This window comes from Microvirga lenta, from assembly GCF_020532555.1.
Taxonomy (GTDB): Bacteria; Pseudomonadota; Alphaproteobacteria; order Rhizobiales; family Beijerinckiaceae; genus Microvirga; species Microvirga lenta.
Map to the genome: position 1 here is coordinate 437,492 of NZ_JAJBBR010000005.1, position 17,855 is coordinate 455,346.

Annotated in this window: 14 protein-coding genes; 9 read left to right on the top strand and 5 right to left on the bottom strand. The window is 69.0% G+C overall.

All coding sequences use genetic code 11. The annotated features are described in order from the left end of the window. Positions 1-379 precede the first annotated feature (379 nt). The 4 genes from LGR44_RS21815 (at position 380) to LGR44_RS10475 (ending at position 6,447) form a co-directional block, all read left to right on the top strand. Positions 380-3,574 (top strand): hypothetical protein, encoded by a 3,195-nt coding sequence (locus tag LGR44_RS21815; protein WP_264196436.1) that lies wholly within the window; start codon positions 380-382, stop codon positions 3,572-3,574. Positions 3,575-3,678: 104 nt separating this feature from the next. Then, complete coding sequence (locus tag LGR44_RS10465; RefSeq protein ID WP_226740097.1) at positions 3,679-4,608, top strand: sulfite exporter TauE/SafE family protein; 930 nt, start codon at positions 3,679-3,681, stop codon at positions 4,606-4,608. Then, on the top strand, positions 4,605-5,366 hold the full coding sequence (locus LGR44_RS10470) for a TIGR02186 family protein (protein ID WP_226740099.1): 762 nt from the start codon (positions 4,605-4,607) through the stop codon (positions 5,364-5,366). The genes LGR44_RS10465 and LGR44_RS10470 overlap by 4 nt, the downstream gene beginning before the upstream one ends. A gap of 100 nt (positions 5,367-5,466) precedes the next feature. Next, complete coding sequence (locus LGR44_RS10475) at positions 5,467-6,447, top strand: nitrilase family protein (protein ID WP_226740101.1); 981 nt, start codon at positions 5,467-5,469, stop codon at positions 6,445-6,447. Positions 6,448-6,456: 9 nt separating this feature from the next. Here the strand turns inward: LGR44_RS10475 and pdeM are convergent, their stop codons facing one another. From pdeM to LGR44_RS10495, 4 genes are all read right to left on the bottom strand, one after another. Continuing rightward, entirely contained in the window at positions 6,457-7,158 is a 702-nt protein-coding gene (gene pdeM, locus LGR44_RS10480; protein WP_226740103.1) for a ligase-associated DNA damage response endonuclease PdeM, read from the bottom strand. Beyond that, positions 7,155-9,656, bottom strand: coding sequence for a ligase-associated DNA damage response DEXH box helicase (locus LGR44_RS10485; protein WP_226740105.1), 2,502 nt, complete (start codon positions 9,654-9,656; stop codon positions 7,155-7,157). Before LGR44_RS10485 ends, pdeM begins: the two co-directional genes overlap by 4 nt. Positions 9,657-9,722: 66 nt before the next feature. Next, entirely contained in the window at positions 9,723-10,688 is a 966-nt protein-coding gene (locus LGR44_RS10490) for a class I SAM-dependent DNA methyltransferase (RefSeq protein ID WP_226740107.1), read from the bottom strand. A gap of 49 nt (positions 10,689-10,737) precedes the next feature. After that, positions 10,738-11,031: a hypothetical protein gene (locus LGR44_RS10495; RefSeq protein WP_226740109.1), complete on the bottom strand. Its 294-nt coding sequence runs from the start codon at positions 11,029-11,031 to the stop codon at positions 10,738-10,740. 1,465 nt (positions 11,032-12,496) lie between these two features. Here LGR44_RS10495 and LGR44_RS10500 point away from each other — a divergent pair. The 4 genes from LGR44_RS10500 (at position 12,497) to LGR44_RS10515 (ending at position 16,558) form a co-directional block, all read left to right on the top strand. Then, positions 12,497-13,552: a ligase-associated DNA damage response exonuclease gene (locus LGR44_RS10500; RefSeq protein ID WP_226740111.1), complete on the top strand. Its 1,056-nt coding sequence runs from the start codon at positions 12,497-12,499 to the stop codon at positions 13,550-13,552. Next, positions 13,549-15,282: a cisplatin damage response ATP-dependent DNA ligase gene (locus LGR44_RS10505; protein ID WP_226740114.1), complete on the top strand. Its 1,734-nt coding sequence runs from the start codon at positions 13,549-13,551 to the stop codon at positions 15,280-15,282. The genes LGR44_RS10500 and LGR44_RS10505 overlap by 4 nt, the downstream gene beginning before the upstream one ends. 2 nt (positions 15,283-15,284) lie before the next feature. Further along, on the top strand, positions 15,285-15,737 hold the full coding sequence (locus LGR44_RS10510; RefSeq protein WP_226740116.1) for a secondary thiamine-phosphate synthase enzyme YjbQ: 453 nt from the start codon (positions 15,285-15,287) through the stop codon (positions 15,735-15,737). Between the two features lie 149 nt (positions 15,738-15,886). Further along, positions 15,887-16,558, top strand: coding sequence for a response regulator (locus LGR44_RS10515; protein ID WP_226740119.1), 672 nt, complete (start codon positions 15,887-15,889; stop codon positions 16,556-16,558). Here the strand turns inward: LGR44_RS10515 and LGR44_RS10520 are convergent. Next, positions 16,555-17,493, bottom strand: a complete 939-nt coding sequence (locus tag LGR44_RS10520) for an alpha/beta hydrolase (protein WP_226740121.1) — start codon at positions 17,491-17,493, stop codon at positions 16,555-16,557. The two genes, LGR44_RS10515 and LGR44_RS10520, sit on opposite strands and share 4 nt — an antisense overlap. 97 nt (positions 17,494-17,590) lie before the next feature. Between LGR44_RS10520 and LGR44_RS10525 the strand changes: the two genes are divergently transcribed. After that, positions 17,591-17,851, top strand: coding sequence for a DUF6460 domain-containing protein (locus tag LGR44_RS10525; RefSeq protein WP_226740123.1), 261 nt, complete (start codon positions 17,591-17,593; stop codon positions 17,849-17,851). Positions 17,852-17,855: the final 4 nt, after the last annotated feature.

Genomic DNA, 17,855 nt, shown 5'->3' on the forward strand with positions numbered 1-17,855 from the left:
GCCGTGCCCCGTTAATTTTTCCAAATTGCTTGCGGAATCGAACTCCCATGGGGGAACCACGACTCACGTGTAATGAAATAATAAAACATAGGATACAGCGATCGCAAGTGTTTTGCAACACAGGCGTGTGCCCGAGGGTCAGAAGCCTCTCCTTCGGGAGGCGACGGAAAGGAAGCGCGCCGCCCGTCTTCGGCCGGCCCCAGCTAAATCCCACGTCCTTAACGGGTTTTTTACTACGTTCCTCAAAAGCTTCGCCATCGGCACGAGGATTCGGCATGGCTTCATGATTCGCCAGAACCGGGTTCCCGGACCGTCGCGACGGGGCTCGATAAAGGGGCGGGCCGGTCGGGTGAGTTCCTAGTTCCCCCTGAGTCCGGCCATGAGACGAAACGCTCTCCCGACACTGGAAGACTTGGACATCGACGCACGCGACATCGCCGAAGCCATGGCGCGGCGGTCCGGTCTGAGCCTCGAGGAGTGGCTGGCGACAGCCCTCGCCGAACGGGCCGGAACGCAGAGGCCGCGTGTCAAGCCGGAGCGCCGGCGCGCCGGCGACGAGCTCGACGGCATCATCGCCCGCATGATGGAGACGTCCCGCAAGCGCCCCGCCGGAAGCGGCGGCGAGCCGCGGCCCGTCGAGCCGGACGCCCGCGACGAGGCCTCGCGCACCGCGATCGCCCTCGAATCCATGGCGAGCTGGATCGAACATGCGGAGGAGCGCCTGAACGAGAGCGCCCGCCTCTCCGCCGACCAGCAGGACCGGATGGCGTCCGCCCTCTCGCAGGCCCTGGCGACGCTGAAGAACCGCCTCGACGAGGTCGAGCGCCAGGTGGTGTCGGAACGCGCCGTGCCGGCACGCATCGAGTTCCCGGTCCAGGACGCCATCAAGGCCCTCACCCCCCTGTCGGACACCCTGAGCGGCCTGCGCACGGACATGTCGCGGCTGACCGAGCGCCTGGAGCAGCCGATCAACGCGGTTCTGCCGCACGCCATCGACGGCATCCGGGACGAGATCGAGCGCCTGCGGACCAGCGTGGAGGGCTTGGCGACCCGCGACGAGATCGCCGCCCTGGACCGCGCCGTGCGCGACCTGTCCAAGGACATCGAGCAGGGCCGCCCCAACAAGGACATTCTGACGCTGGCCCAATCGGTGGCCGCCGTTCACCAACAGGTTCAGACGCTCTCGGGCGACCTCGCCGACGGGGTGCACCGGCGCCTGTCCTCCGAGATCGACGAGATCAAGGGCAAGATCGACAGCGCGGCCCGCTCGGGCATCGACCGCTCCGTCATCGACTTCCTCGCCGGCCAGATCGTCGATCTGCGCCACGACCTAGCGCACAGGGCCGAGCCGCAGCAGATCGAGCGCCTTTCGGGCGAGGTCGGCACGCTCAGCCGGCAGGTCGCCGAACTGCGCTCCAACCAGGTGGGGCGCGGCGACTTCGCCGCCCTCAAGACCTCGCTCGAGAATGTCTGCCACGCCCTGAACCGCACCGTCTCCGCCCAGGAGGCGAGCACGGTGCCGGAGCAGCTCGAAAGCCTGAGCAGGCGGCTGGACGTTCTCGCCAGCCGCCCGGATCCGGAACCGGCCAATCTCGACCCCATCGCCGAGCAGCTTTCCGTCCTGACCGATCGCATGGCCTCGATCTCCGGCACCCGCCTGGAGCAGACCGACACCCTGGCGGCCCTGATGGAACGCCTGTCGGCGCAGGTCCAGTCGGTGGCCGAAAGATCGCCGGTCGCGCCGGAGCCCCTGCTGGAACGGTTCGACCGGATCGAGGAGGAGCTGCGCCAGGTGGGCCGGCAGGCCGATACCTCGGGGGTCGCGCAGATGCTGCAGACCTTGAGCGAGAAGTTCGAGCGGCCCGCCGCTCCCTCCGCCCTGGACGGGCTGGAGCAGAAGATCGCGGCCATGGCCGAGCAGCTTGCCCGCACGCCCGCCGAGCCGTTCCGGCAGGCATTCGAGGAGGCGACGAGTCACCTCAGGAAGCTTCAGGACGAGACGGCCCTCATCGCCGAGCGCGCCGCCAGGACCGCCCTGAAGGACGTCGGTTCGAGCGCTCCCGCAAGCGACGACATCGATGCGCTGAAGCAGGGCTTCGTCGAGCTGAAGGCGCTCCAGACGCGAGCCGACAAGAAAACGCAGGAGACCCTGCGCTCCGTCCGCGACGCCCTCGAAATGCTCGTGTCCCGCCATCCCGAGCGGGGCATCCTGACACCGCCATCCGTAGAGATTCGGGCTCCCGCCGCCGGAAGGGCCCCGGGCGAGATGCCCTCGGCCGACCGGCTGGAAGCGGCCGTGCGCCGGCTCCACGCCGCGGCCCTGTCCCAGATCGCCGAGGTGTCGGGCGCCCCGTCCGAGGCATCGCTCAAGGCGGAACCGCTCAAGGCTCCGGCGGAGCAGGAACCCGCGCGCAGCGTCGCCGCGTCCTTCTCTCCGCAGGAGACGGACCTCGGCAGCGTGCGTGCGAGCTTCATCGCCGCCGCCCGGCGCGCGGCGCAGACGAGCGCCCCCGACAAGGCCGTTCCCGCAGATCCCCTGCCCGCCGAGGAGGCTACCGCAGCACCGGAGGCTCCCGAAAGCCTCCCGCCGGAGACGGGGGCCCTGTCGGCCCCGTCCCTGATCGAACGGCTCCGCCGCAGCTTCGATTCCCATCGCCGTCCGCTCCTCTTCAGCCTCGCCTTCCTGGTCCTGGCCGCCGGAGCGGCGCAGATCCTGTCGGTTGGACCGGGCGAGGAGACTCCGCCTGCGGTCCGCCAGGCGGCCGTCGAGGCGCCGCGGGAGCAGACGGCGGCAAGCGTCGCCAGCGCCCCCGCGCCCCAGGTGGAGAACAGCCTGTTCCAGCCGACCAGCCTCGCCGCGACGACGCTGACGCCCGCGAAGTTCCTCGTGGATCCGAGCACCGTCGGGGAACTCCCGGCGCAGGTGCCGACAACCTTGCGCGAGGCGGCCCTGGCGGGCGACGCCGCGGCGATCTACGAGATCGCCTCCCAGGCCTCGGAGGGCCGCGGCCTGAGCCACGATCCGATCCTGGCGGCCCACCTGTTCGAGCGGTCGGCGCAGGCGGGCTACGCCCCGGCGCAGGAGCGGCTGGCGATGCTCTACGAGAAGGGCGTGGGCGTCCTGCGCGACACGAAGCTCGCCGCGACATGGTACGAGCGCGCCGCCCAGGGCGGCAACGTCCGGGCCATGCACAACCTGGCGACCCTGATCGCCTCCGGCGCCAACGGAAGGCCCGACTACCCGGCTGCCCTGCGCTGGTACCGCGAGGCGGCCGAATCCGGGGTCCGGGACAGCCAGTTCAATCTCGGCGTCCTCCTCGCCCGCGGCATCGGGACCTCGACGGATCTCGTGGGCGCCTTCAAGTGGTTTTCCCTCGCGGCCGCGCAGGGCGACACGGAGGCCGCGAAGAAGCGCGACGGCATCGCCGCGAGCCTGAACCCCAAGGAGCTGGCCGCCGGCACCGCCGCGGTGGAAGGCTGGCAGCCCCGGTTCGTCGACCCCTCCGCCAACGGCAGCGTTGCGGCCGGAGGGCAGACGGCAGCGCTGGACCCGGCCGTCGGCAGCAAGAGCTGACGACGTGGGACAGGTTGTCAGCATTCATTCAGACACGATTTCTAAAGTCGCGTCGCACGATGTCCTGAACACGAACCGGCTGCACCGGCCATAGGGGAACCGGGGTGCAAATTTATTTGCCTATCGCCGAAATGCCCGTGAGCGTTCTCCTGATTCTAGGTATGGGTGCGGCGGTCGGCTTCATCTCGGGCCTGTTCGGAATCGGGGGCGGCTTTCTCATGACGCCGCTCCTGATCTTTCTCGGGATCCCGCCGGCGGTGGCCGTGGCGACCCAGTCGGCGCAGATCGTCGCCTCCTCCACCACCAGCGCGCTCGGGGCCCTGCGCCGCAAGGCCCTCGACTTCAAGCTGGGAGGGATCCTGGTGGCCGGGGGCCTCGTCGGCTCGGCGCTGGGCGTCTGGTCCTTCGCGGCCGCCCGCCGGGCGGGCCAGCTCGACCTCGTCATCGTCATCTCCTACGTGACGCTGTTCACCGTGGTCGGAAGCCTGATGCTGAAGGAGAGCGTCAGGGAGTTCTGGACGAAGCGCAAGGGCGGTTCCGTGCGCCTGCGGCGCAAGGCGGGCGAACACGCCTCCTATCTCGGCTTGCCGCTGCGCATCCGCTTCTACCGCTCGAAGCTCTATGCCAGCGTGATCCCGATCCTGGGACTGGCCCTGTTCATCGGCTTCGCCGGAGCCCTGCTCGGCATCGGCGGCGGCTTCATCCTGGTGCCCGCGCTGCTCTACGTCTTCCGCGTGCCGACCGGCGTCGTCGTCGGCACGTCCCAGTTCCAGATCGTCTGCACGACCCTCGTTTCGCTCATCCTCCACGCGGTGGCCAACCAGGCCGTGGACATCGTCCTGGCGATCCTGCTCATCGTGGGCGGCGTCTTCGGCGCGCAGTTCGGCGCGCGGGCGGGCCGCTACCTGCGGGCCGAGCTGTTCCGCTTCCTCCTCGCCCTGCTGCTCCTCGCGGTGGGATTGCGCTTCGCCATGGAGCTGGTGGTCGAGCCCGACGAGCTCTTCTCCATCGCCGTGCAGGAGGCGCGCGAATGAGGGCGCTTCTCGGTCTCCTGCTCCTCGTCCTCGGCCTCGGTCCCGCTTCGGCCGAGACCCTGATCACGTCCCTGTCCAACCACCGGGTGCTGATCAATTCCAACTACACCGGCACCTCCATCGCCGTGTTCGGCGCGATCGAGCGCGATGCGCAGACCGTCGCCCGCGCCACGCCCTACGACGTGGTGGTGACGGTGCGCGGCCCGAGCCAGTATCTCGTCGTCCGCGAAAAGGAGCCGATCGGGCCGGTCTGGATCAACCAGGAACAGCAGAAGTTTCCCACGGCGCCGTCCTATCTGAGCGTCCTCACCTCCCGGCCGGTGGAGGAGATCACGAGCCCGCAATTGCGCCAGCGCCAGAAGGTCGGCCTGGACGCCATCATCGGCGCGCCGGACTTCACCAACACCCGGGAAGGAGCGGACCGGCCGTTCCGCGAGGCGCTCTACCGCCTCAAGGAGGAGGAAGGGCTTTATCTGGAGGACGAGCGCGGCGTGACCTTCATGACGCCGAGCATCTTCCGCGCCAGCATCCCCCTGCCCGCGACGGCCCCGCCCGGCAACTACGAGGTCGAGGTCCTTCTCCTCGCCGATACGGTGATCCTGGCCCGCACCACCACGAATTTCGAGCTGGTGAAGACCGGGTTCGAGCAGCAGGTCGGCGAGGTCGCCCGCGACTGGAGCCTGTTCTACGGTCTCGCGACCGCCCTCCTCGCGGTGTTCTTCGGATGGGGCGCGAACGTGATCTTCCGCAGGGATTGAGGCGCGGACGGCCGCTCTTCACGGCGGCCGCGAACGCCTGTAGCCTCTCGGCGGAAGCCGGTTGCCGCCCTGTCGGCACGGCCGAGCGGAAGACGGTGCGATGACGTTGACGTGCGGGACGGTGCAGTTCCATCACAGGGCGAACGACAAGGCCTACAACCTGTCCGTGGTGGAACGCTTCTGCGGCGAGGCGGCCGCGCAGCACGTGAAGATCCTGGCCTTTCCGGAAATGTGCCTGACCGGCTACTGGCATGTGCGCAATCTCTCTCGCGCGCAGCTGGAAGATCTCTCCGAGCCCGTGCCGTCAGGCCCCTCGACCCAGGCCGTCGCCAGGCTCTCGGCCCGATACGACATGGCCATCGGCGTCGGACTGATCGAGAAGGCGGAGGACGGACGGCTCTTCAACACCTATGTGGTGTGCCTGCCCAACGGCGAGGTTCACCGCCACCGCAAGCTCCACGCCTTCGAGAGCGACGACATTTCGAGCGGGGACAGCTACACGGTCTTCGACACCCCCTGGGGCGTCCGGGTCGGGGTGCTGATCTGCTGGGACAACAACCTCGTGGAGAACGCCCGCGCCACGGCCCTGCTCGGCGCCGACATCGTCATGGCGCCGCACCAGACCGGCGGCTGCCACTCCCGCAGCCCCCAGGCCATGGGGCTGATCGACCCCGCGCTCTGGGAGAACCGGCACGAGGACCCGGAGGCCATCGAGGCCGAGTTCCGCGGACCGAAGGGACGGGAATGGCTGATGCGCTGGCTTCCGGCGCGGGCGCACGACAACGGCTATTTTCTGCTGTTCAGCAACGGCGTCGGCGAGGATGACGGCGAGGTCCGCACCGGCAACGCCATGATCATCGACTGCTACGGACGGATCGTGGCCGAGACCTGGAAGGCGCAGGACATGCTCGTCGTCGCCGATCTCGACCTCGGCCTCCTGCCGCTGGCCACGGGCCGCCGCTGGATCCGCGGGCGCCGCCCCGACCTCTACGGCCTCCTCACCCAGCCGCAGGGCCACGAACTCGCCCCGAGGCAGGCGCGGTTCTCGGAAGCCCCGGTCGCGAAGCCGGCGAAGGCCTGAAGCGGCGGCTCAGTCCCGGCAGAGCATCGCTTTCGCGATGGCGAAGATCCGCTCGGTGCCGATGAGATGGGCCGTGAAGCCGTTGGGGAAGAGCGGCTTGAACGCGGCGTCGCAGGCGTTCAACCCTCCCGCATAAGCGCCGAGCGCCGGCATGACGCAGCGCGCGCCGTCCGTCAGGAAGCACCGGCGCCGGGTCGAGCGGCCGCGCATCACCACCTTGCCGACCGGATGGAGATGGCCGGCGATCTCGGCCCGGGCTCCCTCCATCGGTTCATGGCGCAGGGTGAGCGGCCCGAGCTCCATCTCCTCGACCACCTCGCCGCCGATGCTCTCGGGCAGGATCCGGTCGTGGTTGCCGGTGACCCAGACCCAGTCCCGGCCGCTCTGGACCTTTGCCAGCGTCGCCCGCTCCTCGTCGCCCAGGCGGTCGGGGCCGCCGATGTCGTGGAAACTGTCGCCCAGCGCGACGACGGTGCGGGGATCGTAGCGGAGGACGGCCTCGGACAGGGCGTTCAGCGTCTCCCGCGTGTCGTAGGGCGGCAGCATCATGCCGCGCCTCGCGAAGGAGGAGCCCTTCTCGAAATGAAGGTCGGCGACCAGCAGCGCATCGTGCTCGGGCACGTACATGGCTCCCGTGAGATCGAGAACCGCCGCGAGCCCCGAGAGCCCGATTTCGCATGTTGTCTGTTTGTTCTTGAGCAAAGCCGTCACGCCAAAGCCTCGTCGAGAAGCGCTGCTTCCGCCTCGGCCAGAATCTCGTCCGCGTTGTCGCTATAGACGCGCTCGCGGCCGATCTCCAGCATGACGGAGACGCTCAAAGGAGAAACCCGGTCGAGCGGCTTGTGGATGATTCGCCCCCGGATGCGCTGAAGCAACATGCCGAGGCGCCTCACGTCGAGGAGTCCCGTTGCCGCATCCGCCCGCGCGGCGCGTAAAAGCACATGGTCCGGCTCGTGCTTGCGCAGCACGTCGTAGACCAGATCGGTGGAGACCGTGACCTGGCGGCCGGTCTTCTCCTGGCCCGGAAAGCGCCGCTCGATGAGACCGGCGATGACGGCGCATTGCCGGAAGGTGCGCTTCATCAGGGCGGACTCGGCGAGCCAGTCCTCCAGGTCGTCGCCGAGCATGTCCTCCGAGAAGAGTTCGTCCATGAAATCGGGGCGGCGCGCGGCGCGGGCGGCGATGTCGCCGGAAGCGTAGACCGCGAGGCCGTAATCGTTCGCCACGAATCCCAGGGGCTTGAGCCCGGCCCGCTCCAGGCGGCGGGTCAGCAGCATCCCGAGCGTCTGGTGCGCGGGCCTGCCCTCGAAGGGGAAACAGGTCATGTAGAAGCGGTTCTGCCGGGGAAAGGTCTCGACCAGGAGATCGCGCGGCCCCGGCACCACCGAGCGGCGGCGCTGCTGCAGGAGCCATTCCGTCATCTGCGGCGGCAGCCGGTCCCACTCGAACGGATCGGCGAGAAGCTCGCGCACCCGCGCGGCGAGGAAGGTGGAGAGCGGAAACTTGCCGCCGTCATAGGCCGGGATCTTCGGCTCGGTCCCGGCGGAGGTGCGGGTCGCGATCACCTCGTCCTCGTGGATGCCCTCGAAGCGCAGCACCTCGCCGGCGAAGAGAAAGGTGTCGCCCGGCGTCAGCGTCTCGGCGAAGTACTCCTCGATCTCGCCCAGGATGCGCCCGCGCGGCAGCACGGTTCCCGGTCTCGCGCGCGGCTTGCTGCCGACCCGGACCTTGATCATGGTGGATTCGACGATGGTGCCCACGTTCAGGCGGTATTGCTGCGCCACCCGGGCGTCGCGCACGCGCCAGAGCCCGTCATTGCCCTTCACGATCTTGGCGAAGCGCTCATAGGCCCGCAGCGCATAGCCGCCCGTCGCCACGAAGGCGACGGCGGCCTCGAAATCCTCCCAGGCGAGGTTCGCATAAGGGGCGGCCGAGCGGATTTCCTCGTAGAGCTCCTCCAGGCGGAAGGGATCGGCGCAGGCCATGCCGAGGATGTGCTGGCACAGCACGTCGAGGGCGCCCACGCGGGCATCGGGCGTGTCCTGCGCCGCCTCGTGCACCGCATCCAGCGCCGCGCGGCATTCCAGGATCTCGAAGCGGTTCGCCGGGACCAGATAGGCCTTCGACGGCTCGTCCATGCGGTGGTTGGAGCGGCCGATGCGCTGCATGATGCGCGACGCTCCCTTCGGCGCGCCGACATTCACCACGAGGTCCACGTCGCCCCAGTCGATGCCGAGATCGAGGGTGGCGGTGCAGACCACCGCCTTGAGCTTTCCGGCGATCATCGCCTCCTCGACCCGGCGGCGCTGCGACACGTCGAGGGAGCCGTGGTGGAGCGCGATGGGCAGGCTGTCGTCGTTGAGCTTCCACAGCTCCTGGAACGTATACTCGGCCTGAAGGCGCGTGTTGACGAAGACCAGGGTGGTCCTGTGCCGCCGGATGAGATCGTAGATCGCCGGCATCGACAGGGACGCCGTGTGGCCGGCGAGCGGCAGGCGCTCGTCGAGCTCCATCATGCGGATGTCGGGCCGCGCCCCGCCCTGCACCACCACGAGATCGGCGAGGTTGTCCGCCCCTTCCCTTTGCGGCGCCAGATAGCGCCGCAGGTCGTCCGGCTCCCGAACCGTGGCGGACAGCCCCACGGCCGTGAGCTGGGGCGCCACGGCGAAGAGGCGCGCCAGCCCCAGCGAGAGCAGATCGCCGCGCTTGGACGTGACGAGGGAATGCAATTCGTCCAGCACCACCCGGCGCAAATCCTTGAACAGCTCCCGCGCCTCCCGGTGGGCGAGCAGCAGGGCCAGTTGCTCGGGCGTGGTCAGCAGGATGTCGGGCGGCCGCTCGATCTGCCGCGCCCGCTTGTGGGCCGGGGTATCGCCCGTGCGCGTCTCGACGCGGATGGGCAGCCCCATCTCCTGGACGGGCGTTTCGAGATTGCGGGCGACGTCGGTGGCGAGCGCCTTGAGGGGCGAGATGTAGAGGGTGTGGAGCGCGCGCTTCTCCCGCCCCTTCCCGCCCCGCTCCGCCAGTTCCACGAGGCTCGGCAGGAAGCCCGCCAGCGTCTTGCCCGCGCCCGTGGGGGCGACGAGCAGCACGGACGTGCCGCCCCGAGCCTTCTTCAGCAGTTCGAGCTGATGCTTGCGCGGCGCCCAGCCACGGCTTTCGAACCAGTGGCGGAAAACGGCAGGGAGGGACGCGGACGCTTTGGACATGCGTCCTAGAACATAGGCTGCTTTCGGCATTTCGCCATGTGGCTGCGATCGGCCGGGACTGCTTCCCTAGCGCTCCAGCACGGCGAGAAGCCCGGGAACGGGGCGGCCCCTGTCCTGCCGGGTCGAGACGCTCTCGATCAGCACGACCGCGAAGCCCGTTCGCGCCGCGAGGCCGCGCAGATAGGCCTCGCCGTGGGCATAGCGGGCATCCTCGCCCAGAACGTAGCCCTCGCCCTCGTAGGCCTGGACCGTGAAGGCGAAGAGGCCCCCGGGCCGCAGAACCCGGTGCGCCTCCCGGAACGCCGCATCGAGCGCCGCCATGTAGACGAACACGTCCGCCGCCAGGACGAGATCGGCTTCGGCATCCGTCCGGCCCGCCAGGAAGGCGACGAGCTCGCCCTCGTGCAGGCCGTCGTAGAGCTTCGTCCGGCGCGCCTTCTCCAGCATGAGAGGCGAGAGGTCGACGCCTTCGATTCTTTCGCAGGACCCTTCCAGGGCCTGCGCCATGAGCCCGGTGCCGCAGCCGAGATCGAGGGTCGGACCGAACCGGGAGGGCCGCGTGCGCACGGCGCAGGCCCGCCGCAGGGCATCGGCGATGAGTTCCGGCCCGCGATAGGCCAGGTTCCCCGTCAGGTGCCGGTCGAAGTTCGGGGCGTATTCGTCGAAGAGCGCCCGCACGTAGCCGTCGGAGATCGCCTCGTCGGGCGGCAGGGCTCCGAGCCTCGCGAGATCGAGGCGCACGCCGAGGGCATCGTCGGGCTCCAGCTCCAGCGCCCTGCGCAAGGCGGCGACCGCCTCCCCGTCCTGCCTCAGCGCGGCCGATGCCCGCCCCAGCAGGGCATGGGCCGCCGCGAAGTCCGGGGCGATGTCCAGCACCTGCCGCGCCAGATCGGCCGCGGCCTCGAAATCCTTCTCGTCGAAGGCGGCGCGGGCATATTCGTAACGGCGGTCGGCGCGAAGATCGCCTGAGGAGCGGTGGGTCGAGGTCAGCGGCATGGCCTTGCCATTGGGGGAGAGAGACAGGGCTGTCAATGACGTCTCCGCGCCATGGGGGGCGAGCGGAACCCACAGGTCCCCGCCCCTACCCCGCCATTCGCCGCTGGCGTCCTTGTCCGCCGCCGTATGGCCCCTGTCCCGGCTGCGCCGCCTGACGGCGGAAGGTGCCGGGGATCTCCCGGCCTTCCTGATCCTGCGCAATGGCGAGACGGCCGCCGCGATAGGTGAGCAGCGGGCCCTCCCATTCGCGTGGGAGACCGTAAAGAGGTCCGTCGCCGTGGCGCAGGGCGGCGATGTCGCGCCAGGTTCGGGCGGCGATCCAGGCGAGGCCGAGCAGCGTCACCGGCACGGCGACGAGCCAAAGCGCCTGAATGAGCATCGGCTAGGTGTGAAACTTCGAGAGCCAATCGGCCACGACGCTGTAGGGCTGGTCCATGACGAACTCCTCCGGTGAAACGACCACCAGGAGCCCTCCTGGTGGCCGGGGAGTTGAGAAGCCGCCCATAGACGACCGTACTGCCCTTTAGGCTTTCGCCCTGGACATACGGCAGCACCTCCCCGGCCGTAAGGCGAGGGAGGCATCGTTGCGGTCGATGCCGACCGCTATGGGAGGGGTTCTCACGCCCCGGAGCCGGATGCGTCCGGCTCTACGGTCAGGCTTAGCATGAGGCGTGGGACGGGCAAAGCGGGCTGGCAGATGCCCCCTCCCGCACCGCCGGGGCCGACACCCTCGCCGGGGAAGCCCGACGGCGCAGCGGGACGGAGCCCTTCGCCTCTCCCGTGGGGAGAGGCCGGACCGCAGGTCCGGGTGAGAGGGGCAAGGCTGCCGGATGAGGGAGTGCAAGGCTGCCGGGTGAGGCGGTGTTTGGCGCAACGGTCTTCCCTCCCCCTTGTGGGGAGGAGAGCAGCGCAGTGCCACCCGCGTGAGCTTCGAACCGGCTGAAACTTGTGGGGGAGGAGAGCAACGCGGCGCCACCCGCGTCATGGCCGGGCCTGTCCCGGCCATCCACGCCTTCATGCGGCGTTGGGTGTCTCCACGCCGTCATTCCGGGGCGGCTCGCTAGAGCCGAGCCCGGAACCCATAGCCGCTGACGGCGCAGGATGAAGCGAAGCGCTCACAATCTTTTCTTGAACCTGTCGAGTTTATGGGTTCCGGGCTCCGCTGCGCGGCCCCGGAATGACGGCAACGCACACCCTTTGTCATTCCCGGCCGGAGCGCAGCGGAGGGGAAGGGAATCCACCGATGCGCACCAGCCGAAGAATGGATCCCCTTCCCGCACTTCATGCGCCAGGGAGACACCGCAGCATCGACAGAAACGTTCCCGCTTTGTTCTTGACACTCGTGCCAAGCTAAGCTATATCGTTCGTGTCCGGTCCACCGAGGGGCGCGCTCGCGAGGCGTCGTGATTGTGGGACCGGACATGGTCCTGCGCCGGAGGGGAACGCACCCTCCTGCGGCAGGAGGCCCAGGCACAAGCCCTGGGGCCGGAGCGGGTCGCAGGCCCGGCCGCACCAGGCGTGCGGCGTCCGCCTGCGGCCGTTCACGGACCAGCGCCGCCTGTTCGCCTGAAAAGAACCGTGCGCGAGGGGCCATCCGGCTCTTCTCCCTCTCCACCACCACCCTTCGAGCCGGTTCGCTCCTCGCGCCCCCTCGACTGCCACAAGGCCGCGCGCATACGCCCGCAGCCCGAGAACCCGTGCCTTCATCCTGCCGTGTCATCCCCGACGCGCCGCAGGCACGGGAAGGGGATCCAGCCTCCAGCCCGGCGCCCGTGGATTCCCCTCCCCTCCGCAGCGCTCCGGCCGGGACTGACACAGGAGCGCACCACCCTATATTCTCACCCATGGCGCTGCGTTCGACCGACATCCTGACCCAGACCCCGCAAGGGCTCTATTGCCCCCTCGGCGACTTCCATATCGATCCGGTCCGGCCCGTGGAGCGGGCGCTCGTCACCCACGGCCATTCGGACCATGCCCGCTCGGGGCACCGCTCCGTGATGGCGACGCGGGAGACCCTGCTCATCATGGCGGTCCGCTACGGCGCGGAGTTCGCGGGCTCGACCCAGGAAGCCCCGCTCGGCGAAAGCCTGCGCGTCGGCGACGTGACCGTGCGGTTCACGCCCGCCGGGCACGTGCTGGGCTCGGCGCAAATATCCATCGAGGCGGGCGGCACCCGGGTCGTCGTCTCGGGCGACTACAAGCGCGCCGAGGACCCGACCTGCCTTCCCTACGAGGTCGTGCCCTGCGACGTGTTCATCACCGAGGCGACCTTCGGCCTGCCGGTCTTCCGGCATCCGGACACCCGGGGCGAGGTGCGCAAGCTCCTGGCCTCCGTCGCGCTCTTTCCCGAACGCGCCCACATCGTCGGCGCCTATGCCCTCGGCAAGGCGCAGCGGGTCATGGCCCTGCTGCGGGAGGAAGGCTACGACCGGCCGATCTATCTGCACGGCGCCATGGAGCGCCTGACGGAGTTCTACAAGTCGGAAGGAATTTCCCTGGGCGAGACCCCGAAGGTCGTCGCCGCGGAACGGCCGAAGCTCGCCGGCGCGGTCGTGATCTGCCCGCCCTCCTCCATCCAGGATCTCTGGTCCCGCCGCTTTCCCGACCCGGTGACCTGCTTCGCGTCCGGCTGGATGCGGGTGCGCGCCCGCGCCCGGCAGAAGGGCGTGGAGCTGCCCCTCGTGATCTCCGACCATTCCGACTGGGACGACCTCTGCCGCACGATCCGCGAGACCGGCGCGGGCGAGGTCTGGGTCACGCACGGGCAGGAGGACGCCCTGGTCCATTGGTGCACGACCCACGGCATCAGGGCGCGGCCCCTGCACATGCTGGGCTATGGCGACGAGGGCGAGGCGGAGGAAGCCTCCTCCCCCAAGGAAGACGCGGGGGAAACCGCATGAACCGCTTCGCCGCCCTCCTCGACCGGCTCGGCTACGAGCCGCGCCGCAACGCCAAGCTGCGGCTGCTCATGGACTATTTCCGGCACACGCCGGACCCGGACCGCGGCTATGCCCTGGCCGCCATGACCGGCGCGCTGATGTTCAAGGAGGCGAAGCCCGGCCTGATCCGCGGCCTCGTGGAGGAGCGCACCGATCCGGTGCTGTTCCGCATGTCCTACCACTATGTGGGCGACCTGGCCGAGACGGCGGCGCTGATCTGGCCCGCGCCGGGGCATGAGAGCGTGGCTCCCGCCGGCGCCGAACCCGCCATCGGCCACAACAACCCGCCGCCCCACGTGCCAACCATCTCGGAGGTGGTCGAGACGCTCGCCACCACGAGCAAGAGCGACCTGCCGGCCCGCGTCGCCGGCTGGATGGACGCCCTCGACGAGACCGGGCGCTGGGCGCTGATCAAGCTCATCACGCGGGAGCTGCGCGTCGGCGTCTCGGCCCGGCTCGCCAAGACGGCGGTAGCCCAGCTCGGCGGGTTCGAGCCCGACGAGGTGGAGCTGATCTGGCACGGGCTGGAGCCCCCTTACGAGGATCTCTTCGCCTGGGTCGAGGGCCGAGGCGAGAAACCGGAATCCGGCAATCCCGCGCCCTTCCGCCCGCCGATGCTGTCGCATCCGCTGGAGGAGGAGGATTTCGAGAAGCTCGACGCCTCGGAATTCATGGCGGAGTGGAAGTGGGACGGCATCCGGCTCCAGGCGGTCTCCGGCCGGGCAAGCGACGGGCGGCCGGTGCGGCGCATCTATTCCCGCACGGGCGAGGACGTGTCCCGCGCCTTTCCGGACCTCGTGGACGCGCTCGATTTCGAGGGCGCCATCGACGGGGAGCTGCTCATCGTCCGTGAGGGCCGCGTGCAGAGCTTCAACGTGCTGCAGCAGCGCCTGAACCGGAAGGCGGTGACGCCCAAGCTCGTCGCCGAGTTTCCGGCTCACTTACGCGTCTACGACATCCTCACCGAAGGCGACGAGGACCTGCGCGACCTGCCCTTCCGCGAGCGCCGCCAGCGCCTGGAGGCGCTCGTCGCCCGCCTCGGCGATCCGCGCATCGACCTCTCGCCCATGGTGCCCTTCTCCTCCTGGGAGGATCTTGCCGCCGCGCGGTCCGATCCGGCCTCGGTCGGCGCGGGACCGGACGCGGACGCCATCGAGGGCTGCATGGTGAAGCGGGCGGGCAGCCCCTATCTGCCGGGCCGTCCCAAGGGCCATTGGTACAAGTGGAAGCGCGATCCGTATCTTGTCGATGCGGTCATGATGTACGGCCAACGCGGGCACGGAAAGCGCTCCTCCTTCTATTCCGACTACACCTTCGGCGTCTGGCGCGACGGACCCGGCGGCGAGGAGCTGGTGCCCGTCGGCAAGGCCTATCACGGCTTCACGGACGAGGAGCTGGTCAAGCTCGACCGCTATGTCCGCAACCACACGGTCAACCGGTTCGGGCCGGTGCGGGAGGTGGAATACGGCAGGGACCGGGGCCTCGTGCTGGAAGTGGCGTTCGAGGGGCTGCAGCGCTCGACCCGGCACAAATCAGGCGTCGCCATGCGCTTTCCCCGCATCAACCGGATCCGCTGGGACAAGCCGGCGGCGGAGGCGGACCGGCTCGAGACCCTGGAAAAGATCCTCGAACGGGGCGAAAAGGAGATCCACCCTCTGAAGGGTCGGGAAGCGGAACGGCGGGAGGGATGACGATGCTGACCGTGGACACCATCACCCAAGGCAGCGTGACCCAGCAGGCGAGCGGCAGGCTTCTGGTCGAGACCCGGGGACAGGGCTTCACGGAGATCACCGACGCGGCCGCGCGCTGGGTGTTCGGAACCGGCATCCTGCAAGGGCTCCTGACGGTCTTCTGCCGGCACACCTCGGCCTCCCTGACGATCCAGGAGAATGCGGACCCGGACGTCCGCGAGGACCTGCTCATGGCCTTCGACCGGCTGGCGCCGCGGGACGGGTCCTACGTCCACACGACGGAAGGGCCGGACGACATGCCGGCCCACATCCGGACCGTCCTGTCCGGCGTCAGCCTGAGCATTCCCGTCATGGAGGGGCAGATGGTTCTCGGGACCTGGCAGGGCCTCTATCTCGTCGAGCACCGGGACCGGCCCCACCGCCGCGACATCGTTTTCCACCTGATCGGCGCCTGATCCCTCCCCATTCGGGCAGTTTATATTTGAACAACCGGCTCCATACCCCCTACAGTTTCAGGTAGAATGGCTTTGCCGCTCCTCCTGCCTTGCCAGACCGGCGGGGATGCGGCTAAGGCCTTACAAAAAAGTGGCGTGGGAGGAACAGAGTGCAGGGCCAGGACACCACGATCGTCATTGCCGACGACCACCCGCTTTTCCGTGGGGCGCTGAGGCAGGCCATCGCCTCCGTCATGCCGAAGGCCCGGGTGATCGAGGCGAGCGGACTCGACGAGCTGAACGCCGCCCTCACCCAGGAACGCGACCTCGACCTCATCCTGCTCGATCTGACCATGCCGGGCGTGCAGGGCTTCTCGGCGCTGCTCTCGCTGCGGGCGCAGCATCCGGAATACCCGGTGGTCATCGTCTCGGCCACGGAGGAGCCCACGGTCATCCGCCGCGCCATGGAGTTCGGCGCCTCGGGCTTCATCCCCAAATCCATCGACGTGGACAGCATCGGCGGCGCCATCTCGGCCGTGCTGGCGGGCGACACCTGGACGCCGCCCGACGTGGACCTCTCCGCCGCCGAGGACAAGGAAACCGCGGATCTGGTGCGCCGCCTCGCCACCCTCACCCCGCAGCAGGTCCGCGTCCTGACCATGCTGTCCGAGGGCCTGCTCAACAAGCAGATCGCCTACGAGCTCAATGTCTCCGAAGCGACCGTGAAGGCCCACGTCTCGGCCATTCTCGACAAGCTCGGCGTCGACAGCCGGACCCAGGCGGTCATCGCCGCCTCGAAGATCGGCGTGACCCAGCGCCCCTCCCCGGCCGGGGCCGACTAGAGCGCCTCCACGAAGGCATCGATCCGCGACAGCGCCTTCTCGGCCATGGCGCTATCGAAGCGGATGAACACGTGGCATCCCCCCGGCCAGACGGCGAGTTCGGTCCGGTTTCCGGCCGCCGCCCAGCGCGACGCCATGAACAGCGTGTCGTCCAGGAGCATGTCCCGCGTACCGACGGAGAAGAGCGCCGGCGGCAGGCCCTTCAGATCGGCGAAGAGCGGCGAGACATCGGGGTCGTACCGGTCGATGGAGCCGCAGAAATTGTCGGCGAAGACCCGCACGTCGTTGGTGTTGAGGATGAGCCTCTCGCTGCCCCAAAGCCGCACGCTCGGCGTCAGGTTGAGGTCGTAGCAGCCCGCGAAGAGGTTCGCGCCCCGGAAGGGATCGAGGCCGTGCCTGTCCCGCAGGCGCAGGATGGTGACGGCCGAGAGATGAGCCCCGGCCGACTCGCCGCCGATGAACAGGCGCGACGTCCCGAACCGGCTCTCGGCCTCGCGGATCACCCAGAGGGCCGCCGCCTCGCAATCGTCGGGCGCGGCCGGGTAGGGATTTTCCGGAGCCAGCCGGTATTCCACGGACACGACCGCAAGGCCGCACCTGTCGGCGAGGCGGTCGAGCCAGGGATCCTGCTCGTCCGCGGTGCCCCAGGTCCAGCCGCCGCCATGGATGTGGAAGTAGACGCCGCGCGGGTTGTCCGGCGCGAAGATCCGCAGCGGAATGGGGCCCGCCGGGCCGTCGATGGCGATGGTCTGCGCCCGGGGGCTCGGAGCCATGAGCGGGAACGGACCGAGCCCCTGGCGGCGGCGCTCCCGCACCAGGGCCGGAGGCACCGACATCGGGTCCGGCAGGGTCGAGAGCTTTGCCACGATATCGGCGTTTTGAGCACGGATTTCGTCGCTGATGGCGGATGGGTCGAAAAGAGCGGGATCGATCATGCCATTCTCACGGAAGTGTTGCGTTCGTCGCCAGCCCTTGCGATGAAGCACACGCCGAAGCCCAGGTCCAGCCAAGCTCTTCGACGAGGATGAGGATATGTCCAACATGCACCGTTTCATCGGCGGCTCGCCCGGCTCGGTCCTGGCCAAGCTGATCTTTCTCTCCCTCCTCGTCGGGGCCTTCATGGCCTTCCTCGACATCACGCCGTTCGGGCTGGTCGAAGGGCTGTTCAACTGGATCCGCTCCGTTCTGGATCTCAGCCTGGACACGGTGAAGGAGGTCGGCCTCTGGATCCTCTACGGAGCGGTCATCGTCGTCCCGCTCTGGCTCATCTCCCGCCTCTTCGACCGGCGCTGAAGGA